The organism is Tangfeifania diversioriginum (genome assembly GCF_900141875.1).
Taxonomy (GTDB): Bacteria; Bacteroidota; Bacteroidia; order Bacteroidales; family Prolixibacteraceae; genus Tangfeifania; species Tangfeifania diversioriginum.
In genome coordinates, this window is record NZ_FQZE01000031.1 from 1 (window position 1) to 25,213 (window position 25,213).

The window sequence follows — 25,213 nt, forward strand, 5'->3', positions numbered from 1 at the left end:
CAACTTTCGAAAGTTAGCAATGAGTCTTTTATAGGCAAACCCGTAAAACGACTCTGACCACGTTCAGAGAACGTGGGTTTCTAATTTGAACTAAACTCCAAGAACTCTCAAAAGATGATGCGTTATTGATTGATGCACTTGCATTTATCGTTGGAACTTTATCCGAGGGAGCTTCACTACCCGCAGCAGTAAGCACTTGCCTATTCGTCATTTGCTGACTAAACCCCGCTAGAATATTAAAATAATGGTCATCATTAAATAATTTACTGTAATTAAGAGTATTCTCGTTAATCCACATCAAATCACGCGTCCATCTTGATAGGGCTTGTCTTGAAGGTACCCCTCTTAAAGTAGATGGAGTAAATCGATCTTCTTTAAGAGACAATAAATCAATTGCGATATTTGATCTCCATTTCAAATTTTTTATAACCTCAATTTCACCAAATATGTTCGCAATTAATCTGTCTGAGTTTGATTCATTAGTAATATCATTAAGCTGTCTGATAGGATTTGAGCCTCCTTCCCAAAGCGCACCTGTTATATTTGTTGGCCTGTTAAAAGCAAAAGTTCTTAATGCCATATATATTGGGTTATGATTCCCTAATCCCTGTCTAACTGTGTTTCTAACCGCATAACTGTATGATAAATTACTACCAACAGTTAATACTTTATTTGCCCTATGTTCAACATTAATTCTTCCTGTAAAACGTTCATAATTAGAATTTAATAAAATACCTTCCTGGTTGAAATATCCTCCAGAAACAGAATATGAAAAATTTTCACTAGCGCCCCTATATGATAAATCGACATTATTTACAGATGCTTGTCTAAAAATTTCTTTCTGCCAATCAGTATCTCCATTAAAAGTATAGTTAAGGCTATCTGTAATTTCATTTCTTAAACCTCTACCTCTATTAAGCCATGCTTCGGTAAAATATTCTCTATGTTGCCTGCTATTAAGCACAGGAAGTTTTTTTGTTAAATTTTGAATACCAGAATAAAAATTAACATTTAACCTAGGTTTACCCTGTCCCCTCTTAGTAGTTATTAATACAACTCCGTTGGATGCCCTGGCTCCATAAATAGATGTTGAAGCAGCATCTTTCAAGATTTCTATAGAGGCGATATCGTTAGGATTGATATCGGATAAAGAATTTAGACCAGCTGTGCCTTCACCTAATCCTGTATAATTCTCAGATTTAATTGGGACGCCATCTACAACATAAAGTGGTTCATTCCCCCCCCCTATTGATGTATTTCCCCTTATACGAACAGACAAAGCAGAACCAGGTTCACCAGAAGTTTGCAAAACCTGAACCCCTGCTGCCCTGCCTTGTAATAAATTATCAACACTTGAAGCTGGTAAATTTTCTACATTTTCACCTTTTACAGATGAAATAGAGCTGGTAACATTATGACGAGATTCTGTACCATATCCAATAGCAACCACTTCTTCCAAGCCGATGGTCTCGTCTTCCATCTGGATATTTATCTGGCTTCTGGAATTAACAGCGATATGCTGTGTTTTCATCCCTACAAATGAGATTGTTAAAGTTGCATTTCCTGATACTTCAATCGTAAAAACACCATCGCTGTTGGTGGTAGTACCATTTGTTGTTCCTTCTTCCATCACCGTTGCTCCGGGTAATGGCAATCCCTGTGAATCAGTAACAGTTCCGCCAACCGTTACCGTTTGTTGTCCGTAAACATTCACTGCAAACAGTAGTTGAATGCTGCATAACACTGCAATGAGAAATAGGGTTAACATACCCCGTTTCCCTAGCTTTTCTTTTCGCCTTTCTTCGAAGTTTTTCATAGATTTACAAACTTTTTAAGATTCATTTAATTCATTATAACTTTTTAATGGATTAGGTTTCAAGGTCCCGCTCCTCAATAGCGGGACCTTTTGTCTAACTATACCTAAAACTATACACCGGATTTTTCCGGTTTTAAAACACCTAAACTTTCAATTTCTTTTGTAAAATTTTCATAATTTATTCCTTGCAGGTTTTTTATTGGCAGCCGGTTAGGGCCACAGTCCACACCTGCCTGCTTCATCAACGCTTTCCCGGCGGCAATGGCACCGCCGTATTTATTCAGTACTTCCACCACCCGAACAGAAAATGCCTGTTTTTCGCGAGCAGCATCTAAGTTCCCATTTTCAAAATCTTCCATAACACCGTAATATAAGGTCGCCATAAAATTGTAGGTGCTCCCTACAGCGCCTTTCGCTCCAAAAGCCAGCCCGGCCAGGAGCAGTTCGTCGTAACCATGCAGAATGTCCCATTTCCCTTTATCGAGTTTCATACATTGTTGCATATCCATAAAATTATTGTCGGTAAATTTTATTCCGGCCAGGTTGGGGATGCGCTCTTTCGCCTTTTGAATAAATTCAACCATTGAGATTTTAACTCCGGAAATGGAAGGTATGTGATAATAATAGAAAGGCAACCCGGGTGCTCCCTCAGCTATTTCTGCACAAAATCCAACCAGTTCGTCAACATGAGTAGGTGGTAAAAACGATGGTCCCATACAACCTATGCCATATGCCCTGTTTTTTTCAGCATGGCGCGCCAAGTCATTGGATTGTTTGGAGGATGTAGTGCCCACGTGAACAATGACTTTGAATTCTTTAGTTTGTTCGTGAATCCATTTTTCTGCCACTTTCATGCGTTCTTCAGGGGTCATTAACATACCCTCGCCAGTTGTACCGCAAATGAATACCCCGCTCAATTGGTCGTTTTTTAGTTTGGCGGCATAGGCCGGAATTATTCCGGTGTTAAGTGAGCCATCCTCGTACATAGGGGTAAACGGTGCAGCTATAAGTCCAGTAATTTTTTGAATATCCATAATTTATTTTTCTGTATAGTTGTATAAAAATTCCCAGTAGGGGTGCAGATGCATCCGCATCGCGTTCCGGTATCCTTCAGCATCCCGGTTTTTAAGTTTTTCCAAAATATCGACGTGGGTAATAATTTTATTTTCTTCCTGAAGTTTGCGGTTTATGGGCTGGAAATAATTCTCGTAGTTTTGTTTGGAAAACACAAATACAGGATGCATCAGTTCCTGAAATTTCATAATAAACTGATTTCCTGCAATCTCATAAATTTTCAAATGAAATTTCAATTCATCCTCAATTGAAAGGTTATTGATACCGATCGCTTTCTGTCGGGCAACAATCTCATCCAATTCCTTTAAATCAACATTGGTGATGTTAGCAAAAATAAAATCGGTAATCCCAATCTCCAGGGCAAGCCGCATGCCCATCATATCTTTAAGGGTATTAATGCTTAAAAGTTGGGGGTCGAGCACTTTACTGAAGCCATTCAACAAGGGAGGCTCAGTTACCACAATGCCCCTTTTTGTTCGTGATTGAATGAGACCTAACATGCGTAGTCGGCTCATCGCTTCACGTACCACGTTGCGGCTAATACCCATCATTTCAGAAAACTGCATTTCGTTGGGAAGTGCATCGCCAGGTACCAAATGATGTTCCTTTATGTATTCGATGATTTTTTCTTCGGCCTGGTCGGCGAGGGTCGTGGTATGCAAGCTGTTTTTCATTATTGGTCTATTAGAATAATTCCTATTTGTAGGACAAATATATTTATAAAAATTTATTGTGCAAACTTTTTTATCTTTTTTCAGAAAATATCGCTAAATCATTGATTGGGGTAACAGGAAAGCAGCTCAGTAATTACGACTATTTTCAATAACGATATCCCTTGAATCATACGACCAGGCTGAAAAATAGCCCAGCGCGCCGTTTGAAAAATTTGAAATGGGATTTGCCGGTGCCGGCGAACCGGGGTTTGTATTGGCCAGTTCGCGCAGGGAGGAAAAATATTCATAAACCGATTTATCGAGTGTAAGAAATTCCACCCGGGCCGTATCGCCCTCATCGAAACGCTGGCCGCGCAGGGTTACTTCCACATATTTTCCGTTAAGCCCGGTATCGTCGAAAACAACTAAATCGCTCACATCATTTTGTAATGTATCGTTTTTATAGACTTTCACCCGGTAAAAATTTTCAACCTCGGGTGGGTCCGAAAAATACAGCATCAGCCTGTACCCCCTGTCAAAAAAAGCAATTCTGTCGTATAGCCGGTAACTGAGCGAATCAATGGGAATTTCCGTGTTCAAAAACGAACGGGCAGAGTATTCCACTCCTTCCACCTCAACCAAAAGACGGTATTCGTTTCCGGGCTGAACCTGTAAATTATTTTTTTGGTACACACCATCCGCTGTTTCGTCAACCGGAAAAACAGCACCACTGTGATTTTCAAAAAAAACCGTGGCATCATTCACTTTCTGCAATTCATCGTTGCCAAAATAGCTCCCCGTTTTCGAAATTTTCACTTCCAACTCCCCGCTCCGCGCATTCAGGTTCCCTTCAATTACAATTTCAGGGCTGGCTTCATTCAGGTCCACATCAATCACTTTTTCGCAACCTGCAAGAAACAACAAAACCAATATGTAGTATATTTTATTCATTCTGTTTTAGTCGCTTATTAAAATTTAAACTTGTAGCTTACTGAAGGAATTGCCCTGAACAGCGACACCTGAACGGCTTCGGTCACTCCCGGGTTTTCTTCTTTTTCCCTGAACTGAATAAAGTAAGCATTTTCGCGTGCATACGCATTGTACACCGAAAAATTCCAGCTCGATTCAAATTTGTCGGTTTTTTTAGTTTGCCAAACCAAACCCAAATCCAGCCGGTGATAATCGGGCATGCGGTAACCGTTTCGTTCGGTGTAGTAGCCAATGGTTTTTCCATCAATTTCATACCTTCCGCTGGGGAAAGTAACAGCATTCCCGGTGTAATAAACCCAGGTAGCCGATATTTTCAGTTTGTCGTTTATATCGTACATGCCCACCACCGACACGTCGTGTGTGCGATCGTGGCGTGCGGGGAAAGCATTTCCGTTATTTATGGCATCAAACTGGCGCATGGTTTTCGACCAGGTGTAGCTCAGCCAGCCATGCAGTCGTCCGTAATTCCGTTTCACCATCAGTTCGGCGCCGTAAGCCCAACCACGGCCAAAAACAAGTTCGGCTTCCACTGTGGAGTTGAAAATCAGTTCAGCACCGTTTTTATAATCAATCTGATTTTGCAGTTTTTTGTAATAAACTTCCAAAGAGGTTTCAAATTCGTTATCGTAAAAATTCCTGAAATACCCGGCAGAAAGCTGATCGGAGATTTTTGGCTTTACATTGTTACTGCTGGGCAACCACAAATCGGTTGGTGTGGTAGTAGTGGTGTTCGACAATAAATGCAAAAACTGGTACATCCGGTTATACGACAGCTTTACAGAACTCCGGCTGTTAATCAGGTAATTGATTCCCAAACGCGGACTCACTCCTCCCTGCGTTTTAAAAAATTCTGTTCTTTCCAGGGTAATGGTATCCGACAATTCGCCCTGTTCATTAAACCGGTAAAATTCGCCTGGCCCAATATTACTGAACAGCTCCATGCGAAGCCCGTAATACAATTGCAGTTTTTCAGACACACGCTGATTATTGGAAGCGTAGGCTGCCCACTCAATGGCTTTTCGTTCTGAGATATCGGCAGGAAGTGTGTAGCGGGAATTTTCATTCACAGTAATTTCGCCCGGCAAAACCGAATGTAAAATTGCATTTCCGCCAAACTTCAACGTATTATTTGAATTGGCATAATATGAAAAATCCTGTTTCAGGTTGAAATCTTCGATTTTGGAGCGGATTACCACATCGAAATCTCGCATAATTGAAATGTCGTACGAATAGTTGCTGAAAATTAACGAGGTATTCGAAAACAGTTTCTCGTTAAAAATATGGTTCCACCTAAACGTTCCGGTAATGCTGCCCCAATCGAAGCCAAACTCATTTTTGTAGCCAAAATCGTCGCGGCCTGCATAAGCCGAAAAATAAATTCTGTTATTCTGATTGAGCTTGTAGTTGGTTTTAATGTTCAGGTCGTAAAAATAGAGGTGCGTTTCACGGATATCTTCATCGCCGCTTAGATTCAGGAACAAATCGGCATAAGTGCGGCGACCGCTGACAATAAAGGAGCTTTTGTCTTTTACCAGCGGCCCTTCCACTGTAACATTCGACGAGATAAGCCCCAGGTTTCCGGTCACGCCGAAATTTTTCAGGTTGCCTTCTTTCATCTGCACATCGAGTACCGACGAGGTGCGCCCGCCAAACGCTGCAGGGATTGAACCTTTCAAAAGGTTGGCATTTTTCAACGCTTCGGAATTAAAAACGGAAAAGAACCCCAGCAGGTGCGATGCGTTGTAAACGGGTGCTTCGTCGAGCAAAATCAAATTCTGGTCGATTCCCCCGCCGCGCACATGAAACCCCGAACTCCCTTCACCTGCCGGCTTCACACCCGGAGTAAGCTGAAGCGTTTTCAACATATCGGGTTCGCCAAAAATTACCGGGATACTTTCAATTTGTTTGGGAGCCATTTGCACTTTGCCCATATCTACCGATGTCACATTTTTATCGGCCCGCTCTCCTGTTACTACAATATTTCCAATTTCATAATTCTTTTCGCCAAGCTCAATATCCAGCTTTTTATTACTGTCCAATTTCAGCAAAACAGATTTTGTATCGTAGCCCAAAAACCTGAAATGCAATTTATATTCGCCCTCCGGCACACTAAGTGAATAAAAACCATAATTGTTTGATACAGCTCCTGTGCTGGGCCATTTATCTACCTCAACAGTAGCTCCGGTCAGACTTTCTCCTGTAGCTGCATCACTTACAATTCCGCTTATCGTAAATTTTTGCTGCGCCTGTATTGATGCTGAAATAAGGAGAAGCCCCAGGAAATATATGAATTGTTTTCGGAACATTCCAGATTTTTTCGAGGCTCAAAAATAGCAATAAATAAGTGCAAACTTTTTTTTGGAGAATTATTATCCGGAATTTCTGTGCGTTGTGAATACCCGAAAAAACTTAACAGGATTGGGCACTTCCAAAAAATAAGAAATCCCAAAAAAGTCTGTAATTCTTAAAAAAACAAAAAAAGAGAAAGTGTTTGAAAACATGAAAAAATTCAAAAAAACTAATTTACAATCACTTAATAAAAGCAACCCCTGTTATTACCTTCCTGCAAATTTCGATGTTTCGTACATACTCTTGATTGTTAACAAATTATTACTAATTTTGGTGACCTTTTTCCAGGGAGATCTGAATAAGGTATTGACAATAAATCAAAAAACTAAAATAAAATGAAAGTTTACAAGACGAAACAAATTCGAAACATTTCTCTAATTGGAAATGCCGGCAGTGGAAAAACCACCCTTGCAGAGGCCATGCTGTTCGAGGGTGGAGTAATTCAACGCAGAGGGGAAGTCACTTCTCATAATACAGTTTCAGACTATACCCCTATTGAGCAGGAATATGGCAACTCTGTTTACTCAACCCCGTTATATACTGAATATAACAATGTTAAAGTAAACATTGTGGATACACCCGGAATGGACGATTTGGCCGGCGGTGTTGTATCATCACTCAATGTAACCGACCTCGCATTAATGACTATCAATGCTACAAACGGTGTTGAATCAGGCACAGCTGCTGCCGGGCGTTATGCCGAAAACACAAACACACCCTTGCTGTTTGTTTTCAATCAGCTCGACCACGACAATTCAAACTTCGACACTACATTTGAGCAATGCAAAAATACTTTTGGAAACAAAGTTACTATTGTACAATACCCAATCGATGCAGGCCCTGAGTTTTCTACCATTATCGATGTACTGAAAATGAAAATGTACAAATACCCAAAAGACGGTGGAAAACCTGAAGTGCTCGACATACCGGATTCAGAAAAAGAGCGGGCAGAAGGTCTGCACAACGAACTGGTTGAAATGGCTGCCGAAAACGAAGAAGCATTAATGGAACTTTACTTCGACAAAGGCACCCTAACCGAAGATGAAATGCGCAAAGGGATGAAAATGGGAATGCTTCAGCGCGATTTATACCCGGTATTCTGCACCTGCGCCAAAAAAGATATTGGCATTGCCCGTTTGCTCGAATTCATTGTTAACATTGCTCCTTCGCCCGACGAAAGAGGCATAAAAAATGTTGTTGCAGGCCAGGAACCCAAAATGGACGAATCGGAACCGCCAAGCCTGTTTGTTTTCAAAACTGCTGTAGAATCGCATGTGGGCGAGATTACACATTTTAAAGTAATGTCGGGGACCATTAAAGAAGGACTCGATTTATACAACTCGCAAACCGAGAATAAAGAACGCCTTTCGCAGGTTTTTGCTTCAGCAGGAAAAAACCGTGAAAAAGTTGACCAACTGGTTGCAGGTGACATTGGCTGCACGGTAAAACTTAAAGAAACAAGGTTTAACCAAACATTGGCTACAAAAGAAGCCGGCACAAAATATGAACCCATCAAATTCCCGGCATCGAAACACACTGTGGCGGTTAAAGCCGAGAATGAATCGGATGATGAAAAAGTGGGCGAAGTATTGAGTAAAGTAAAATACGAAGACCCAACCTATATTATTGAATATTCCAAAGAGCTGAAACAGTTGCTCGTTCATGGCATGGGCGAGTACCACTTAAATGTGTTGAAATGGTTTTTCGACAACGTACATAAAATTGGCGTAAACTACATTCAGCCCAAAGTGCCCTACCGCGAAACGATTACCAAACCGGCACAGGCCGATTATCGCCACAAAAAACAATCGGGCGGCGCAGGTCAGTTTGGCGAAGTGCACCTGATTATAGAACCTTACGAAGAAGGCTCTGAACCCAAAACCATGTTCAAGTTTGGCGACAAAGAACAGAAAATTGCTGTTCGCGACGTACAGGAACACCCGCTGGCATGGGGAGGTAAACTTATTTTTGTCAACTCCATTGTGGGAGGTTCAATCGATGCCCGTTTTATGCCGGCCATTCTGAAAGGGATCATGGAAAAAATGGAAGAAGGACCACTTACGGGTTCTTATGCACGCGATATCAGGGTTTATATTTACGACGGAAAAATGCACCCGGTTGATTCAAACGAGATTTCATTTAAACTGGCCGGACGAAATGCATTCAGCACAGCCTTTAAAAATGCCGGGCCAAAAATTCTTGAACCCATTTACAACCTTGAAGTTTGGGTGCCGAGCGACCGCATGGGCGACGTGATGAGCGACCTGCAGGGGCGCCGTGCCATGATTATGGGCATGGGCTCGGAAAGAGGAATGGAAAAAATTTCGGCCAAAGTTCCGCAAAAAGAGATGTACAGGTATGCTACATCACTTAGCTCACTTACCGGTGGACGCGGCGTTTTCAACATAGGATTCGACAGTTACGAAAAAGTTCCGGGCGATGTCCAGGACGAACTGCTGAAAGCCTATGAAGCAGAGCAGGAAGAAGAATAGACCATTTTCTAATCCATTTTACTATAACCAAAAGCCCCGGTTCAATTGGATCGGGGCTTTGTTTTGTGTCTTTTAAATTTAAGTGAATATGCAATGATTAGCGTTGCAATTGGGATACTGGTGTTAGATTTTATTTTTGTTTGAATTTATATCTGGTTAATCGCTTATCACCTGATTTTAATCGAACGGTTTATGCAATTACGGCCTACCCGATTAGCAATACATGCCTTTTAATAATCCGCTATCAAAATCTCATACGGAATTTTTAGCGTATCATGCAGTTTGCGTATCATTCGTAAAGTCAATTTACGTTTCCTGCTGAAAATCTCTGAAACTCTGCTTTTGTATCCAATTATTTTAGCCAAATCACTTTTTTTCATATCCATTTGCTCCATACGAAACTTAATCGCCTCAATCGGGTCAGGTGGTCCAATCGGATAATGCTCATCTTCGTATTTCTCAATCAAAATGCTAAGAATCTCTGCTTCGTCTCCTTCGGAAGAATCAATTGGAGCATCAAAAATCACCTCAAGCCTCTTTAATGCTTTTTGGTAATCTTCGTCGGTTTTAATCATTTGAATATCCATAATAATTAAATTTTTTCTGCATCAATGTTATCGTAATCTGTGTGTGTACCAATGAATCTTATAAAAACCCATTGTCTCGCATAGTTAATATGTGTAATCAGCCTGTATTTATTACCACATATATTAAATACCACTCGCCCGGCTTTTAAGATACTTGCTTTAGGATATTCATTTTTTATATCAGCTGGACTTGTCCAATTAGCTTTGCTTGCTTCCTTGTACCAGGTTTTTAATTGGTCCTCTGAATCAGTGTATTTTTCCCAAAACTCTCGAAGTATCTTTTTAGCAACTACTCTCATTTTAAATTTATCATTCTACCGACAAAGGTAATAAAAAAGTTACCATATTGGTAATTTTGTCAGAATTAATAATGAATCACAATACTCATGGAATTTTTGGTAACGGTTTGAATATGGGGCGTTTGGCATTTTGAAACACCAACTTGTCAAACCGCTTATATTTTTATTAAATGTTAATATACTCAAAATTAGCACTATCCGCCAAATGACCTATATTTTTTGTTAGCAGCTTTGCTTCTTATTTTAGTCTTACCATAATTTCATCAATCGAGATTGCAAAAACAGAATCTTTTATATCAGAATCTGCTGGAAACCCAAAAGACATTAGTCCAATTACCTCATTATTCCTAATTAATGGTCCTCCTGACATTCCAGTAATGCCTTTAAAAGATGGTTTAAGTGTAGTAATGTCATTTAATTTCACGTCATTATAATTAATCGTTTGTTTCCTTATTTCGATGATTGTACCAGTTTTATCAGACACATATTTATCTAAGTCGTATTCATCTATTACAAGAAGATTGTTATTCCAATGAGCTTTAGTTATTGGCATTTTATCTTTTATATGACCAAAATTATAGATTGAGTCCTTTAGATTAGCCGAGCATTCAGATACTATAAGACTACATTTTACTGATTCTGGAAGTGTAATAATTGTAGCATCAATTTCTTCTATTGATTTTAAATAGTCCTTGGAAAGTGGGATTATTAAATTTTTACCTCGATTTAACAACCAAAACTGAGCAAACTTGAAACCTGGGTTTGGTTGGTAATTCTTTGAGTTTAAAATATGATTTGCTGTAAGAACAGTTGAATCATTTATTAAAAATGCAGTACCTCGAATACCCCCTATTACAGACTCTTCTCCGGGTACATTATATGAAATCTGTACAATTGCAAAAATTGAATTCTCTAATTGGGCCTGGGCATTGCTCATAAAGTAAAAGGATAAAATTAATATCAATATTTGCTTTTTCACCGATAGCTTATTTTGTAGTATTGCTGCTAACGTTGTTGTAAATGGATTCTTTATATTTTATTTATCTAAAAGTACATATATTCCCATTATTTGTAAAAAAGCATTAATTCCACTTCACTATTCCAAATCCAAAAATAATAATTCATCATGCGGATTATTCCTAAAATTTCTTTACGTGTTGATTTTTTATTTGTTATGAGCAAATGCCCTTCCTGCCTTGAAAGCTTCAATATTCAGCTGTACAATTTTTTCTCCTTTAGTCTGAAAAATAGTTTCAATACCTTTAATTATAATTTCTTCATCAATTGAAATAAAAGGCGATGCAGCCCCAAGCATAACCATGTTCGATGCCTTGGGGTTGCCAATTTCGCGGGCCATTTTGTCGGCATCAATCCGTACAATATTTATTTTCTTTTCAAGCTCGCTGAAGGTATCTTCCAAATCAGGATAATTGGAAATATTTTTATATTCAGAAGTGTTGGTTACCAAACTACCCTCCGGAGATAAATAAGCCAAATAGCGCAACGACTCCATGGGTTCAACCGAAAGTATCAGGTCCGCTTTTCCCTGGGGAATCAGGTCAGAATGAATGGGCTTATCTGAAATGCGCAAATGCGAAACCACTGCCCCGCCCCGCTGGCTCATACCATGCGTTTCGGCCTGTTTTAAATAGAAATCTTCGTTTAACGCAGCTGCTCCCAGCGACGCTGCAATGGAAAGTATTCCCTGGCCTCCAACACCTGCCAGTATTATATCGGTCTTCATTCCGTTTATTTTTTTGATTTGTTTAATTTCTTCATTTTTGCCAGACGCTGCACACATTCCCGACGCCCGATTATCACAGAAACTCCTTCCCAGGCCACTTCTTCCCTCATTAATTTCACAATCTCATCATGATTCTTTTTCAGCGGAACAAAAAGCCGGATATGTTCCGGGGCAACGCCCACACCTTCACAAATTTTTTCAATGCGGCCTTTGGCTGACGAATCCTGCCCCCCCGTCATGGCAACCGTTTCATTATCCACAATAATTATATTGATATTTGTTTTTTCCACCACACAGTCGAGCAAACCGGTAATTCCGGAGTGTGTAAAAGTTGAATCGCCAATAACGGCAAAAACGGGTGATAATCCGGCATCGGCAGCGCCTTTGGCCATTGTGATAGAAGCGCCCATATCCACACAGGTATTAATGGTACTGTAGGGCGGCAGCGCTCCCAGCGTGTAACACCCAATATCTGAAAAAACCCTGCCTTCGCCTGCATCTTTCACCACTTCGTTAAGTGCTTTGTAGGTGTCCTGGTGGCCGCAACCTGCACAAAGCGACGGCGGACGACCAACCAGCGTATCCGGGCTGTTCCAGTCGGGTGTAATTTCTTTTCCAAGAGCTTTGGCCACATGGTCGGGATTCAGCTCACCACGGCGCGGGAGCGAACCATCCAGCCTTCCTGAAACTTTTGTTCCCTTGCCAAAAAAGTCCGTCAGCAGCTCCTCTACAAGAGGGTATCCTTCTTCAATCACAAGTAATTCGTCGCACTCATTTTCGAGCCGGATGAGCATCTCTTTTGGAGCTGGATACTGGGCAATTTTCACCACCGGATAAGGACAATCATCTTCAGGATAGTTTTCCATGAGATAATTAAAAGCAATGCCACAACATACAATTCCAAGGCTTTTTTCTTCTCCTTCGTAAAAAGCATTAAAAGAAGATTTTTCTGACAACTCAGTGAGCCAGTCCTGCTTGTCGAGCAGGTTTTGGTAATATTTCCTTCCGTAGGCAGGAAGGAGCATAAACTGCATTAAATTTTCAGGAAGCCGGAGCTGGTTTTCATCTTTTGTAGTTTTTTGGACCACACCGGCACGCGAATGCGCCAGCCGTGTGGTAATACGCATCATAACCGGCAGTCCTGTTTTTTCGGAAAACTCAAAAGCTTCGTACATCATATCATAAGCTTCCTGCTGGTTCGAAGGTTCAAAAACCGGTATCATTGCAAACTTCCCGTAGTAGCGCGAGTCTTGTTCGTTTTGCGACGAGTGCTGTGAAGGATCATCGGCAACGGTAACAACCAGTCCGCCGTTAACTCCCGTAATTGCAGCATTCATAAACACATCGGCAGCCACGTTCAGGCCCACATGTTTCATGCAGGCCATGGAGCGTTTGCCGGCATACGACATTCCCAGTGCTGCCTCCAGTGCTGTTTTTTCGTTGGCCGACCACTCGCGGTGAATTTTTCGCTCGCTGGCTGTTTTACTATGCTGAATGTATTCCGTAATTTCAGTTGATGGCGTACCGGGATAGGCATAAACTCCCGATATACCGGCGTCAATGGAGGCCTGACCAATGGCTTCGACGCCTAAAAATAAATTTCTTTGCATTTTATATTTCATTTATTTTGGGCTGCAAAATAGGATAATACTATTCCTTAAAAAATATCAAAACTCAGTAAAGTTTTCTCAAAAATTTGTTATAAAACAGGTAATTGATTTCGAAACCCGGAGAATTAACCTGTTCACTTGTCAGCTAAAAATGGTAAGCACCAGGCGCCGCCGGCGGGTTCCGTTTCGGAATTCACAAAAATAAATTCCCTGCCAGGTTCCCAGGTTCAGCCTTCCTCCTGTAATTGGAATGGTAATTTCGGGACCAATTACCGACGATTTCAAATGTGCAGGCATACCATAGTTAATGTATTTTAATACACATTGATTTTGGTTCAATTCAGTTTATAGTTGAACCAAATAACGATGTGCTTCTAGCCTGCCTCATTAATCTTTCATTAGCTGTTTTCGTTCAATACTTTTAAAAGATCATCTATTCTTTCTTTTAAATATGAAGGTCGTTCCAAAACTGGCCATTGCTCATAAATACTTTTTGCCTTTGTAACACCTTTTGCCATGTATCTTTCATTTGTCATTATTAATTCATTTAAAAGACCTAAGCCTTCCATTTTGTCAACAAAATCCTTATCGTTTAAGATTTCAATGTTTATGAAATCTATTTTCGTAGCATTTTCAATTTCTTGCATAAAATATGTAAGGAAAAAGGTGTCTCCGTTTTTATCCTTTTTCATAAATACCTTATGTATCTCATTTTTATAATTTATTGAATTGTTGTTGATAAAATAATAAAAAGCATAGCTTAACCACATCCTTTTATTGTTATTTACATATCTGCTAAAAAAATCATCCAGTATTTTATTGGATTTTTGTTCTGAAAGATCCTTCATAAACTGATGATACCACGAATTAGCATCATTTACTATATCTTCTCTACAAGTAGATAACAGTTCAACCATAATTGAAAGCTGATAATCATTAAAACCTTTAACTTTAAAGTCTTTAATAGTAGCTACTGCATCATTTTGAGAAATATGATCTCCATACTTCAACATTTTTATTGCAGCATCAAATCGTCCTCTTTCAATTTCTTCAAAATTCTCTTTAACTACTTTTGTTATTTCACCCTTTATATTATCTAATATTGCCTGACTTTCATTTAGAAGTTCCTTTGATTCTGCTTTTAATTCTTTTGCAGGTTTTATATACTGAACATACATAACAAAGACAATCATTGCTAAAATAACCGAAGTAATAACCCAGAAAATCTGAAAATGGCTAGACATTTTTGATATCTGCGTATTTTGTTGATCAATTATAGTTTTTGTGTATTCAAGATGCTTTTCTAATAAATCATTTTTAGCCAGTAATTTCTCATTATCAACTATTCTTTTTTCTTCTACCATACTCAATACTTTAGGAGCTATTTTTGCCTTTTCATCTTCTTGTGCAAAGGTCAGTACACAGACAAATAGAAATGTACATAAAGCAAAAAGTTTGCTGTTCATATTTTTATTGTTTTATTGTTTCTCTGTTTTTTACTTTAAACTAAGGCTCAATGGTTTTGAGTAGGTTTTGCACCTACGGTGGAGTTCATTTTGTGTTGTTTTTGCAAGAGTGATTCGTACATAACATTAGCAATTATGTTTGGCTCGTCAAGTTAGTAATAAAATGTTTGATGATAATATAAATTTGAGATAATATGGGTTCAACTTTTTTTAAAGGTGAACCTTTTCGAAAAACATTTAAAAATTTTGAAGCCATCGAATTGGCACTAACTAAGAATAGTTAGTACAATCTTTCTTCTACCCCCAGAATTTCTAAATTCACAAAAATAAATGCCTTGCCAAGTGCCTAAATTTAATCGATGATTGGTAATAGGAATAGTTAATTCAGCACCAATTACAGAGCTTTTGAGGTGTCCAGTGATATCGTCACTGCCCTCCAGAGTATGTTGGTAAACCGGATCATTTTCGGGAATCATTTTGTTCATGAACGATTCAAAATCGCTGCGCACTGTGGGATCGGCATTTTCGTTTAATGTAATTCCCGCAGAAGTGTGCTTAACTAATATGTGCAGCAATCCTTTTTCAGGTAGTTCAGGAAGTTCCTTTTCAATTAGTGAGGTAATCAAATGGTATCCCCTCCTGAAACCGGGTAATGTTATTTCGAGTTGTTTTATCATCTTGCTTCAATTTTGTTTTAATAAACTGCCAATAACTTAAAAACGTCACCGGATTCGTTAAGAAATACCGGTATTATTTTTTAACTTTCACAAATCCAGCAGTTTCACAAATTTAACAAAAACCATTTTTATAACCAATTTGAATTGATCGTCTGAATAAAAAGTTAATTTTACTGAAAACAAAAAAATGAAGGTATTAGGAAATATCATTTGGCTGGTATTTGGTGGTTTTGCCATTTTCCTGGAATACATCCTCGCCGGGCTGGCGCTTTGCGTTACAATAATTGGTATTCCTTTTGGCATCCAAGCCTTTAAACTTGGAATGCTGGCGCTGTGGCCTTTCAACCAACGGGTGGAATACATGGATTATGCACCGGGATGTTTATCTACTATTATGAATATTCTGTGGCTGATTATTGGCGGCATCTGGATTGCCCTCACACACCTTGTGTTTGGTGCCCTGCTCGGAATTACCATCATCGGTATCCCCTGGGCAAAACAGCATTTCAAAATGGTATCTTTGGCGCTCACTCCTTTCGGCCGGAGATTAATTTAGAAATAAATATTGATCCAAAGCATGTTAAAGGGGGATTAACAACTTTTTAGGGTTTCACTCCCATTCGCGATAAGTAGCGTTCTTTTGCTTCTTCCGGATCTTCGTCAGATCCAATATAAATTCGTGTGCGTGCATTAATTACTACTTCCTGCATTTTTTTTAAATCGGGTGACGAAAAATGATGATGCTTCCTGTCGTACATATCTATTTTATTTAAATTATTAAAACATAAAATTCCAAATCACTTTTCAGTTCTTCAGTAAGTTAATAAGATTGATTAGGCTGAATTCAATTTTTAGATGAGTAATTACACTAAATGAGATTACTCTCTAAAAGTAGCAATAAAAAGCACAAATGACAAGAACTATTCAATAATAGTTGTATTTTGTACTTTTATTTAATATTGAAAGTGATTTTGTTACGTTATTCCACCTGCCCGGGAAGTCTCCGGTTTTCACCCGGATTATCTGTAAGTTCATCGCCTAAGTCTTTGCGTGCAGCATCAGCTATACCTCGAAGGCGCTCAGCTATTTCGGGGTGATGTTTCAAAAGATTATACCGCTCGCCCGGGTCGCGACGCAGGTTATACAAACCTGGCTCAACTTCCGACCATTCATCCACCTGGCCGGGCTGCCCGTTCTCTCCGGGTGCAAATCCCTCATAAGTCCTTCCGTTATGGGGAAAAACCAGCTTCCATTGTCCATCGCGAACAGCCTCGAGATTATTGCGGCGGTAATAGTACAAAAATGATTTACGGGGCGGTTCGGCTTCAGGTGATTTCAGTAGCGGTAAAAGGCTCACGCCATCGATCTTTTTTTCAGGCAACTGCGCGCCAGCAATTTCAGCAATGGTCGGAAGAATATCAATTCCCGACACCAGGTTATTATCCACCCTGCCAGGTTCAACAGTTCCTTTCCACTGCACCAAAAAGGGCACGCGCTGTCCGCCTTCGAAAGTGGTTCCTTTCCCTTCGCGCAAACCACCTGTACTCCCGGCATGGTTACCATAATTAATCCACGGGCCGTTATCAGATGTAAATATCACCACTGTATTTTCTTCCAGCTCAAGATCTTTTAATGCAGTAAGAATTTCACCCACACTCCAGTCGATTTCCATCATCACATTGCCGTACAATCCCTGCTCCGATTTCCCTTTAAATTTATCAGAAACAAACAGCGGAACATGCGGCATCGGGTGTGCCAGGTAAACAAAAAACGGGTGCTCTCTATTCCGTTGAATAAAATCGACAGTTCGTTCGGTAAACTCAGTTGTAAACCGTGATTGATCGGGATTGGTTTCAACCACTTCATCGCCCTCGATAAGTGGAAGAGGCGGATAGTAATTTTTGTTGGTGGGATGGTTGGGCCACATGTCGTTTGAATAGGGAATGCCAAAATATTCATCGAAACCATGATTGGGCGGTAAAAACTTTTTATGGTGCCCCAGATGCCATTTCCCGAATGCAGCCGTAGCATAATTTTTCTTTTTCAATACCTCGGCAATGGTTTCTTCTTCAGGATTGATGCCTGTATCAGCAGTATGATCGAGCGCACCGCTGAACCCAACCCGGTTGGGATAACAGCCGGTAAGCAGTCCGGCACGCGAAGCACTGCAAACAGCTTGTGGGGAATAATAGTGCGAAAAAAACATTCCATTGGCAGCCATTTTATCGATATTGGGCGTTGAATAGTTCAGGGCCCCGGTAAGCGTGAGGTCGCCAAAGCCCATATCGTCGAGGTAAATCAACACAAAGTTGACTGGTTTGTCTTGCTGCTCAGATTGCTCACTGCAGGAAAAAAAGAAAAGAAATACTGCAAAAACCAGGAAAGAATTGCTTATTGGTTTCATTTTAGTTTTATTGAGATGAAGTATGTAAAACTACAGGTTTGTGCCGTTTTTTCCAAAAAAATTAAATGATTCAAATCCACAAATGATCAAATAAAAACCGCCACCTGAAAAGGCAGCGGTTTTATACGTTAAACAAAATTCAATAAATATATGCTATTCCGAATTAATTCATCCCCTGGAAAATTTAATAACCCGGGTTTTGCTGAAGATTTGGATTGGCATCCAGCGCTGTTTGCGGAATGGGGAAAAGCAAACGGGTTTCGTTTGTTTCCGGTTTCCAGCCCGGAATTTCATCCAGAAATGTTCCAAACCTGATCATATCCTGACGGCCGTAAATTTCCCAGGCCAGTTCGTAGCGTCTTTCATTATAAACATCGTCGAGCGTTACGCTCGAAAGTAATTTTTCGTCGCTATCGAATGCCCTTCTTCGTACAGCGTTTACCAGGCGCGTAGCCTCCTCGTTATCCTGCCCGAGGCGTACCAGTGCTTCGGCTTTCATCAGATACACATCTGCCAGTCGGAATATGGCCATATCATTTTCCATATCGCCATTCAGCCCGCTTTCAAATTCCCATTTTGAGCAACGTGCACCATCTTCCTGCTCTACCTGGCCCCAACCGTCTTCGTCAATATTATATTCAATTTCGATATCGACAGTGTGGATAAGTTCCCGGCCATGGGCAGTGATTAAAATATCACCGTTAGTATCGTACATCGGTCCGGTTAAAAACGACCAGTCAACTCTTTTGTCTGCCTCATCATAGGCTTTCACATAACCGGGCATTGCACTAATTCCGTTCCAGGTTCCCACATTCAGGTTGAGTGGAATAGGATCGAGGTAATGTAAAGTACGATAATGAAGGTGATTTCCTCCATCAGCAGTACTGAAAACTATCGGGAAAATTATTTCTTTGGAATTTTGATTCTGAACCACGAAACTTGCTTTGAAATTTGGTTCAATAACATAATCCAAATCCATAACTACATTACATGCATCGACGCATTCCTGCCATTTGGAGCCACCACCAGGATTCCAGACTTCGGCATTCAGGTACATTTTGGCCAGCAAGGTGTAAACCACACCTTTTGTAATTTTACCGTAACTGGCAGGTGTAACATCATCCCTTACAATATCTTTAATTGCATTCAACTCATCCAGAACAAACTGGTACACTTCAGCTCTGGGACTGGTTGCCGGGAGAGAGGTATCGTTAAAATCAGTTACTATTGGTACATTTCCGTAGTAATCAATTAAAAGATAGTACCAAAAAGCCCTTACTCCTCTGATTTCAGCAAGTATCTGTTCTTTATTTTCAATGCTTTGGTTTTCATCAATCATTGCATAAATTTTATTGCAACTCGAAATGCTTTCCATAGCCGAGTTATAAGAGCCGGTAACCAGGCTGGTATTAGGAGACCAGGTATGCAGGCGCAATTCTTTAAACTGGCCGCCATCCCACCAGTCGCCACCTTTTCGGGTTGGTGTAATGGCCATATCGGATGAACATTCACTCAGCAAAAAATAATTGGACGGAAATACGCCTTTCAGTGTCCGGTAAATTGGCGCTATAAGTGAATTAATCTGATCTGTGGTTTGGCCAAACTCATCAACCGGCAGCTTGTCGTAAACTTCTTCTTCGAGGTCGGTACATCCCTGGTAAATAAAGGATAAACTAAGCACGAAGATCAGTGATAATATTTTTGTTCGTTTCATAATTTCAAATTTAAATGATTAAAAACTAAGATTCACACCCAATGAAATGGTCCTCGATTTAGGATAATACTCACGTCCTTCAATACCCGGGTCGAGTCCGTCCATTTCCACTTCGGGGTCGAGACCTGTATAATTGGTGATGGTAAACAGGTTTTGTCCGGTGACGTAAACCCTTAATTTTTGAATTTCGCTTATACCCGACACATCGAAACTGTAGCTCAGGCTGGCATTATCGAGCTTGAGGAAAGAACCTTTTTCAATGTAGAAGCTGTTGTACTTCGGATTATCGGCCAGGCCAATTGTGAGTGCATCGTGCAACACATTTGCACCAGGCAGCCACTGGGTAGTAGCATACGACATTTTTGAGAAATTCAACAAATCGTTTCCGTAAACACCGCGGAAGAAAAAGTTGAGTTCCCAGTTTTTGTACGAAATGATATTTGAAAATCCGTAGGTGAGTTTTGGCTGCGCAGAACCGATATATGTGCGGTCGTCGTTAGTCAGGCCTTCTTCACCATCAATCATGTCATCCATTATGTACATGCCGTCTTCGTCGAGGCCATAAGCCAGCCAACCGTAAAATGTCCCTACTTCACGTCCTTCTTCCACAATATGGGTTGTGTTATCCGAGCCGCCACGAATCCATGCAGAACCTGTTTTTATAGCGCTTGTGGTATATTCATCGCTCGACAGCTTGGTTATTTCATTTTTATTGTGTGCCATATTCAACGAAGCATTCCAGCGAAAATCCCTTTGCCTGATAATATCTCCGCTTATTAAAAATTCAACTCCTTTATTTGACATAGATCCCACATTGGCGAGCATATCCGGATAAAGGAAGGGAGGAACAGGAACCTGGTAAGTATAAAGCAAATCTTTTGTCCGCTTGTCGTAATACTCAATGGTACCACTAATGCGGCTGTTCATAATGTTGTAATCCAAACCGATGTTGAACATCGATGTTTCTTCCCATTTTAAATCGGGGTTGGCGTTCTGGCTGATTTGATAGGCACGGTACCATTTACCGTTATCGTAGTACTGGCCTGAAGTGCCGTAAAGCTGCATCGATTTATACGGGTCGATACCATCCTGGTTACCCGAAACACCATAGCCCACGCGCAATTTTAAATCGTCGAGGAACGTTGCACCGGCCATAAACGATTCTTCATTGATCCGCCATGCTGCCGAAACAGAGGGGAAAGTAGCCCATTTGTGGTTTGCACCAAATTTTGAAGAACCATCGTTCCTGAGCGAAAGTGTTAAAATATAACGCATCTGGTAGTTATAACTTGCTCTTCCAAAAAATGAAACCAACCGGTTCATATTTTTTTCGGACCACACATCGGAAGGACGCAGGTTTTCACCGGCCTGCAAATTATTATATCCAAAGAAATCAGTAACAAACTGCCTGTTTTGTGCACCTGCTTGTTGGTAATAATTATCCTCGTAAGAGTAACCACCTAAAAGTGTTATTTTATGGTCGTCAAAAGACTTTTCATAATTCAGAGTGGTTTCAAGCAGCTCTTTATCAGCAGTCCAGAATTCACGCTGTGCATATCCCTGGTCATTGCGGCCTCTTTCAGTATCTGAGTCATAAAACTGTCCGTAATCATTTGTCTCTCTTTCTTTGTGCAGCCTGATGCCAGCAGTAAATCCTTCAAATAGTGTAAGTTCGGCATTGATATTTCCGAAATACAAGCTGTATTTGTTGTCTCTTTTGTTGAATTCAATGTTTCTTACCGGATTCCCCTGATCGTACTCCTGTGTATCGAACCATGTTCCATCTTCAAATTTAACAGGAACAACAGGTATCATATTATAGGCAAGCACAAAATTTCTTGTATCGGTAGGTGAATAATTTCGTTGTGTCATTGCGCCGGTAAAAGTAATGTCGAGCATGTTGTTCAATGCTTTTTGGTTAAAGGTTATCCGGGCATTATAACGTTCCATCTCGTTGTCATTCACCACTCCCTGCTGATCGAGGTAAGAAATGGAAGCACGGTAATTACTGCTTTTCCCACCTCCTGAAAGCGAAATATTGTGATTTTGGCTGATTCCGGTGCGCATAATTTCATCAAACCAATCGGTATTTGCGCCAAGGTCCAGCCCTTCGGTATCAATATTATTTTCGGAAGCGTAATTCCGCCATTCATCGGCTGTTAAAACATCGGGCACATTGGTTACAGTACTTGTAGCCACATATCCATCATACTCCACCATGGTTTGGTCAACCTTACCACTTTTGGTGGTTACAAGAATTACCCCGCTGGCCGAACGTGATCCATAAATAGCGGCTGCCGAAGCATCTTTTAAAACACTTATCGACTCAATGTCGTGCGGAGCAACCGAAGATAAACTCATTCCCGGAACGCCGTCAATTACAATAAAAGGCTGGCTGCTGCCTGTTAACGAGGATGTACCACGCAACCTGATTGTTTGATCGCTTGTTACATCGCCGCTTCCCATTGTAATTGTAAGTCCGGCTACTTTACCTTTCAGGAGATCCACTGCATCCTGGGTCAACCCTTTGTTAAAATCATCTTCGGAAACATTGCTGATTGACCCGGACACTTCGCGTTTTTGCTGGGTCCCATATCCAATTGCCACAACTTCTTCAATGCCAATTGTGGCCTCTTCCATTACAATGGTGAAAGTTGTGCGCCCTTCAATCGGCACCTCCTGCCTTTCCATTCCTACAAATGAAAAAACCAGCGTTTCGGCACCCTCAGGAATTTCGAGCTGAAACCTGCCGTCGCCATCGGTTATAGTTCCGGTTGTTGTTCCTTTGACCACCAGTGTGACACCCGGTAATGGTTGCCCGTCGGAGTCGGTTACCAAACCGGATATGCCTCGCTGCTGAAAAGCCGTTGCTGCAGCTCCTTTCAATTTTTCCCGTTCTTTAAGGATAATCTGCCGTTCATTACGGATTTCATAATCCACTCCGGCTGCATCACATACTGAGTTTAACACCTCGTCGAAAGAAGCTTCATGAAAATCAATTGAATACCTTTTTTTCTGATCGAATATTTCATCCTTATACAAAAAGATGAAATCCGATTGATCTTCAATGGTTTCAATCACTTCCCGGATAGTTGCTTTTTTAAACTCCACAGAAAGTTTTCCCTGGGAAAAACTGTTCCCGAAAGTGACAAACACAAGCAAGGTTAGAACTAGAGTTAATTTCATTTTCTTAAAACTTAAATTAAGTTTTCGATCCTCCCTGTCGGGAAAATCCAATTCTCGTCTTTTTTTCATAAATTTGAATTGTTAAATTTAACATTACCAAAATTTTAACACTATTAAACCGGAAAGGTGCTGCAACACCTTCCGGTTTTTATTTTTTAATCTTATAAAAATCTTCTCCTGTTTTTAAAATTCTGACCGATGCAGCTGAAGCAACTACACCAAGCACTTCATCGCGGTTTTCGTTAAGATCCAGTTTCCCTGAAATTTCAATTCCTCCTAAAAACGGATCCTGGTAGCTAAACCGAATATTATAAAATCGTTCCAGTTTTTTTATTACCCGGCTTAAATCTGAGCTTTCAAATTTGAGAAGTCCGTCCTTCCAAAGGGTGTAGTTTTCAATGTCAACCTTGTTCAGGATTGCTTCGCGTTTGGTTTTGTCAAATGCTGCCAACTGGCCCGGAACCATTTCAATACTTTCGTCAAACAAACGGGTACTGTTTTGCTCGAGCATCACTTTTCCTTTTGTTAAAACAGTTTCAATTATTTTGTCAGACGGGTATGCCGAAACATTAAAACTTGTCCCCAGCACTTTTATTCGCACATCGGTGGTTTGAACGATAAATGGGTTGTTTTCATCGTGTGTCACATCGAAAAAAGCTTCGCCAACGAGAAAAACCTCGCGGGTTTTGTCAACAAAAAATTCGGGATAAACCAACCGGCTGCCTGCATTGAGAAATGCTTTTGTTCCGTCGGGCAAAATAATTTCAGAAGTTTTACCATACGGAATAACCAACTGGTTCATTTCAGGTGCTTTTTGGGGGTGATGTTGGTTGGAGCCTGCAACCGTGTTATTCACCATTACACTGCCGTCGTCTCGGTATTCAATAAAAGATTTTTGTTCTTCGAGTTGAATATCTTCAGCTCCGGGTCTGATGAGCCGGGCAGTTTCGCTGGCATCAGGCTCAGCTAATTGCTGGGTATAAAACTGGGGACTAAAATTATCCTGTTTATAAAAAAGCAGTGCACCAATCAGGAAAAAGACCAGCGCTACTGCGGCGTATTTTAGCAGTGTGCCAAAAATTCTAACTTTTCGGGCCGATTGCTGATTATCTTCCACCTGCTTGAGAATTTGTGAAAACAGGAGAATCTTTTCATTTTCCGATAGCTCTTTATCATTTGTTCGCAGGGAGTTAATAATATTCTTTGCCAGAATGATGTTTTCTTTTTCGTGGGGATTGTCAATTTTAAACGAGCTCCACCAGTTGTCAAGGGTTTCATCAGGATTAAACACCCACTCTATGAATTTCTTATCCTCAAGATATTTGCTGATATTCTCCATTTTATTGGTTTAGTACTTTCTAAAAGGACATTAAACCTAAAAATATGGACAGATTATTTCGTTTATTTTTGAAAATAATTGCAACACGCAGAATTTCAGCTCAATAATCAAATCATTTTTTTAACCTGCTACTATATTTGAAAACTTATCCCTTTTGAATTAATGTCATAAAAACAAAAGTATTTACGTTTTTGTCTTCACGCAAAGTTTTCAACGCCCTGTAAACCTGTTTTCTGGCCGATTCAACTGAAATTTCAAGAAGTTGTGCCACTTCAGTATAATCGAGTGATTCATTGAACCGAAGGTAGAGTGCTTCTTTTTGCCTGGCCGGAAGTTGCCGAACCGCTTCGTTAATTTTAAATTGTAATTCCTTTTCCTCCTCTTCTTCTATTATAATTGATTCAATGCTATACACCGGTTCAAATTTCAAGTCGAAATCGATTTCATCATCCACTGCTTTTCTTTTGCGTTGAAGTTTTTTTATCAGGTTTCGTTTCAGCGCCAAAATCAGATAATATTTAAGGTTTTGTGGATTGGTGTCATTCTTTTTTCGTTTTTGATATAAATCGAGAAAAACCTCCTGAATGGCATCTTTCACAAAATCATCGATTGGACATAGTTTTGTTCCGTACCGGAAGAGTACCTGCACATATTGATCGTACAATTGTGCAAAAGCTTCTTTGTTGCCTGCTTTAAAACTCTCCCAAATCAATTGATTATTCCGGGCTGTTGTATCCATTCACAAATTAGGTCAGTCTTGATTCATCCTGTAGTAACAAAGCTAATCAACTTTTTTCAAGGTAAATAATTTAC

General features: G+C 40.2%; 21 protein-coding genes. 2 read left to right on the forward strand and 19 right to left on the reverse strand.

The window, feature by feature from the left end; all coding sequences use genetic code 11:
- Window positions 1-28: 28 nt before the first annotated feature.
- The 5 genes from BUC07_RS16665 to BUC07_RS16685 form a co-directional block, all read right to left on the reverse strand.
- Window positions 29-1,816: a SusC/RagA family TonB-linked outer membrane protein gene (locus tag BUC07_RS16665; protein WP_073172250.1), complete on the reverse strand. Its 1,788-nt coding sequence runs from the start codon at window positions 1,814-1,816 to the stop codon at window positions 29-31.
- A 110-nt stretch (window positions 1,817-1,926) separates the two neighbouring features.
- Window positions 1,927-2,850, reverse strand: a complete 924-nt coding sequence (locus tag BUC07_RS16670) for a dihydrodipicolinate synthase family protein (protein WP_083578313.1) — start codon at window positions 2,848-2,850, stop codon at window positions 1,927-1,929.
- Between the two features lie 3 nt (window positions 2,851-2,853).
- Window positions 2,854-3,564: a FadR/GntR family transcriptional regulator gene (locus BUC07_RS16675; protein WP_073172256.1), complete on the reverse strand. Its 711-nt coding sequence runs from the start codon at window positions 3,562-3,564 to the stop codon at window positions 2,854-2,856.
- Window positions 3,565-3,690: 126 nt separating this feature from the next.
- Entirely contained in the window at window positions 3,691-4,494 is an 804-nt protein-coding gene (locus BUC07_RS16680) for a DUF4249 domain-containing protein (RefSeq protein WP_073172259.1), read from the reverse strand.
- 17 nt (window positions 4,495-4,511) lie between these two features.
- Window positions 4,512-6,839: a TonB-dependent receptor gene (locus BUC07_RS16685; RefSeq protein ID WP_073172263.1), complete on the reverse strand. Its 2,328-nt coding sequence runs from the start codon at window positions 6,837-6,839 to the stop codon at window positions 4,512-4,514.
- Window positions 6,840-7,217: 378 nt separating this feature from the next.
- Between BUC07_RS16685 and BUC07_RS16695 the strand changes: the two genes are divergently transcribed.
- Window positions 7,218-9,374, forward strand: coding sequence for an elongation factor G (locus BUC07_RS16695; protein ID WP_073172269.1), 2,157 nt, complete (start codon window positions 7,218-7,220; stop codon window positions 9,372-9,374).
- 230 nt (window positions 9,375-9,604) lie between these two features.
- On the opposite strand, the gene BUC07_RS16700 is transcribed toward BUC07_RS16695, so the two are convergent.
- From BUC07_RS16700 to BUC07_RS16735, 8 genes are all read right to left on the reverse strand, one after another.
- Entirely contained in the window at window positions 9,605-9,961 is a 357-nt protein-coding gene (locus BUC07_RS16700; RefSeq protein WP_073172271.1) for a helix-turn-helix domain-containing protein, read from the reverse strand.
- A 5-nt stretch (window positions 9,962-9,966) separates the two neighbouring features.
- Entirely contained in the window at window positions 9,967-10,260 is a 294-nt protein-coding gene (locus BUC07_RS16705; protein WP_073172274.1) for a type II toxin-antitoxin system HigB family toxin, read from the reverse strand.
- Window positions 10,261-10,498: 238 nt separating this feature from the next.
- On the reverse strand, window positions 10,499-11,239 hold the full coding sequence (locus tag BUC07_RS16710; RefSeq protein ID WP_139279621.1) for a trypsin-like serine protease: 741 nt from the start codon (window positions 11,237-11,239) through the stop codon (window positions 10,499-10,501).
- Between the two features lie 186 nt (window positions 11,240-11,425).
- The gene (locus BUC07_RS16715; protein ID WP_073172337.1) at window positions 11,426-12,004 is read right to left on the reverse strand and encodes an indolepyruvate oxidoreductase subunit beta; all 579 of its coding nucleotides are present in this window, start codon (window positions 12,002-12,004) and stop codon (window positions 11,426-11,428) included.
- A 5-nt stretch (window positions 12,005-12,009) separates the two neighbouring features.
- Window positions 12,010-13,614, reverse strand: a complete 1,605-nt coding sequence (locus BUC07_RS16720) for a thiamine pyrophosphate-dependent enzyme (RefSeq protein WP_073172340.1) — start codon at window positions 13,612-13,614, stop codon at window positions 12,010-12,012.
- A gap of 141 nt (window positions 13,615-13,755) precedes the next feature.
- Window positions 13,756-13,911 carry a YjbQ family protein gene (locus tag BUC07_RS16725; RefSeq protein ID WP_083578314.1) on the reverse strand — a complete coding sequence of 52 codons (156 nt, stop codon included), beginning with the start codon at window positions 13,909-13,911 and terminating at the stop codon, window positions 13,756-13,758.
- 101 nt (window positions 13,912-14,012) lie between these two features.
- Complete coding sequence (locus BUC07_RS16730) at window positions 14,013-15,080, reverse strand: hypothetical protein (RefSeq protein ID WP_073172281.1); 1,068 nt, start codon at window positions 15,078-15,080, stop codon at window positions 14,013-14,015.
- A 266-nt stretch (window positions 15,081-15,346) separates the two neighbouring features.
- A complete protein-coding gene (locus BUC07_RS16735) occupies window positions 15,347-15,757 on the reverse strand; it encodes a secondary thiamine-phosphate synthase enzyme YjbQ (protein WP_073172284.1) in 411 nt (136 codons plus the stop codon).
- Between the two features lie 187 nt (window positions 15,758-15,944).
- On the opposite strand from BUC07_RS16735, the gene BUC07_RS16740 reads away from it, so the two are divergent.
- Window positions 15,945-16,313 carry a YccF domain-containing protein gene (locus BUC07_RS16740; protein WP_073172286.1) on the forward strand — a complete coding sequence of 123 codons (369 nt, stop codon included), beginning with the start codon at window positions 15,945-15,947 and terminating at the stop codon, window positions 16,311-16,313.
- A 46-nt stretch (window positions 16,314-16,359) separates the two neighbouring features.
- Here BUC07_RS16740 and BUC07_RS20980 read toward each other — a convergent pair whose 3' ends face one another.
- From BUC07_RS20980 to BUC07_RS16765, 6 genes are all read right to left on the reverse strand, one after another.
- Window positions 16,360-16,515, reverse strand: coding sequence for a hypothetical protein (locus BUC07_RS20980; protein WP_175552557.1), 156 nt, complete (start codon window positions 16,513-16,515; stop codon window positions 16,360-16,362).
- Window positions 16,516-16,736: 221 nt separating this feature from the next.
- Window positions 16,737-18,161, reverse strand: a complete 1,425-nt coding sequence (locus BUC07_RS16745; RefSeq protein WP_073172288.1) for a sulfatase family protein — start codon at window positions 18,159-18,161, stop codon at window positions 16,737-16,739.
- Window positions 18,162-18,345: 184 nt separating this feature from the next.
- Window positions 18,346-19,875 carry a RagB/SusD family nutrient uptake outer membrane protein gene (locus BUC07_RS16750; protein WP_073172290.1) on the reverse strand — a complete coding sequence of 510 codons (1,530 nt, stop codon included), beginning with the start codon at window positions 19,873-19,875 and terminating at the stop codon, window positions 18,346-18,348.
- Window positions 19,876-19,893: 18 nt separating this feature from the next.
- Entirely contained in the window at window positions 19,894-23,061 is a 3,168-nt protein-coding gene (locus tag BUC07_RS16755; RefSeq protein WP_073172343.1) for a SusC/RagA family TonB-linked outer membrane protein, read from the reverse strand.
- 148 nt (window positions 23,062-23,209) lie between these two features.
- A complete protein-coding gene (locus BUC07_RS16760; RefSeq protein WP_073172292.1) occupies window positions 23,210-24,400 on the reverse strand; it encodes a FecR family protein in 1,191 nt (396 codons plus the stop codon).
- Window positions 24,401-24,545: 145 nt separating this feature from the next.
- Window positions 24,546-25,139, reverse strand: a complete 594-nt coding sequence (locus tag BUC07_RS16765) for an RNA polymerase sigma factor (RefSeq protein ID WP_073172295.1) — start codon at window positions 25,137-25,139, stop codon at window positions 24,546-24,548.
- Window positions 25,140-25,213 lie beyond the last annotated feature (74 nt).

What these genes read in the sequence shown, in the direction of transcription:
- BUC07_RS16725 (WP_083578314.1), bottom strand. Translation starts at nt 13,911, where the DNA reads ATGCCTGCACATTTGAAATCGTCGGTAATTGGTCCCGAAATTACCATT.
- BUC07_RS16680 (WP_073172259.1), bottom strand. Translation starts at nt 4,494, where the DNA reads ATGAATAAAATATACTACATATTGGTTTTGTTGTTTCTTGCAGGTTGC.
- BUC07_RS16665 (WP_073172250.1), bottom strand. Translation starts at nt 1,816, where the DNA reads ATGAAAAACTTCGAAGAAAGGCGAAAAGAAAAGCTAGGGAAACGGGGT.
- BUC07_RS16755 (WP_073172343.1), bottom strand. Translation starts at nt 23,061, where the DNA reads ATGAAATTAACTCTAGTTCTAACCTTGCTTGTGTTTGTCACTTTCGGG.
- BUC07_RS16720 (WP_073172340.1), bottom strand. Translation starts at nt 13,614, where the DNA reads ATGCAAAGAAATTTATTTTTAGGCGTCGAAGCCATTGGTCAGGCCTCC.
- BUC07_RS16675 (WP_073172256.1), bottom strand. Translation starts at nt 3,564, where the DNA reads ATGAAAAACAGCTTGCATACCACGACCCTCGCCGACCAGGCCGAAGAA.
- BUC07_RS16695 (WP_073172269.1), top strand. Translation starts at nt 7,218, where the DNA reads ATGAAAGTTTACAAGACGAAACAAATTCGAAACATTTCTCTAATTGGA.
- BUC07_RS16685 (WP_073172263.1), bottom strand. Translation starts at nt 6,839, where the DNA reads ATGTTCCGAAAACAATTCATATATTTCCTGGGGCTTCTCCTTATTTCA.
- BUC07_RS16765 (WP_073172295.1), bottom strand. Translation starts at nt 25,139, where the DNA reads ATGGATACAACAGCCCGGAATAATCAATTGATTTGGGAGAGTTTTAAA.
- BUC07_RS16745 (WP_073172288.1), bottom strand. Translation starts at nt 18,161, where the DNA reads ATGAAACCAATAAGCAATTCTTTCCTGGTTTTTGCAGTATTTCTTTTC.
- BUC07_RS16750 (WP_073172290.1), bottom strand. Translation starts at nt 19,875, where the DNA reads ATGAAACGAACAAAAATATTATCACTGATCTTCGTGCTTAGTTTATCC.
- BUC07_RS16705 (WP_073172274.1), bottom strand. Translation starts at nt 10,260, where the DNA reads ATGAGAGTAGTTGCTAAAAAGATACTTCGAGAGTTTTGGGAAAAATAC.
- BUC07_RS20980 (WP_175552557.1), bottom strand. Translation starts at nt 16,515, where the DNA reads ATGTACGACAGGAAGCATCATCATTTTTCGTCACCCGATTTAAAAAAA.
- BUC07_RS16715 (WP_073172337.1), bottom strand. Translation starts at nt 12,004, where the DNA reads ATGAAGACCGATATAATACTGGCAGGTGTTGGAGGCCAGGGAATACTT.
- BUC07_RS16730 (WP_073172281.1), bottom strand. Translation starts at nt 15,080, where the DNA reads ATGAACAGCAAACTTTTTGCTTTATGTACATTTCTATTTGTCTGTGTA.
- BUC07_RS16740 (WP_073172286.1), top strand. Translation starts at nt 15,945, where the DNA reads ATGAAGGTATTAGGAAATATCATTTGGCTGGTATTTGGTGGTTTTGCC.
- BUC07_RS16735 (WP_073172284.1), bottom strand. Translation starts at nt 15,757, where the DNA reads ATGATAAAACAACTCGAAATAACATTACCCGGTTTCAGGAGGGGATAC.
- BUC07_RS16760 (WP_073172292.1), bottom strand. Translation starts at nt 24,400, where the DNA reads ATGGAGAATATCAGCAAATATCTTGAGGATAAGAAATTCATAGAGTGG.
- BUC07_RS16670 (WP_083578313.1), bottom strand. Translation starts at nt 2,850, where the DNA reads ATGGATATTCAAAAAATTACTGGACTTATAGCTGCACCGTTTACCCCT.
- BUC07_RS16700 (WP_073172271.1), bottom strand. Translation starts at nt 9,961, where the DNA reads ATGGATATTCAAATGATTAAAACCGACGAAGATTACCAAAAAGCATTA.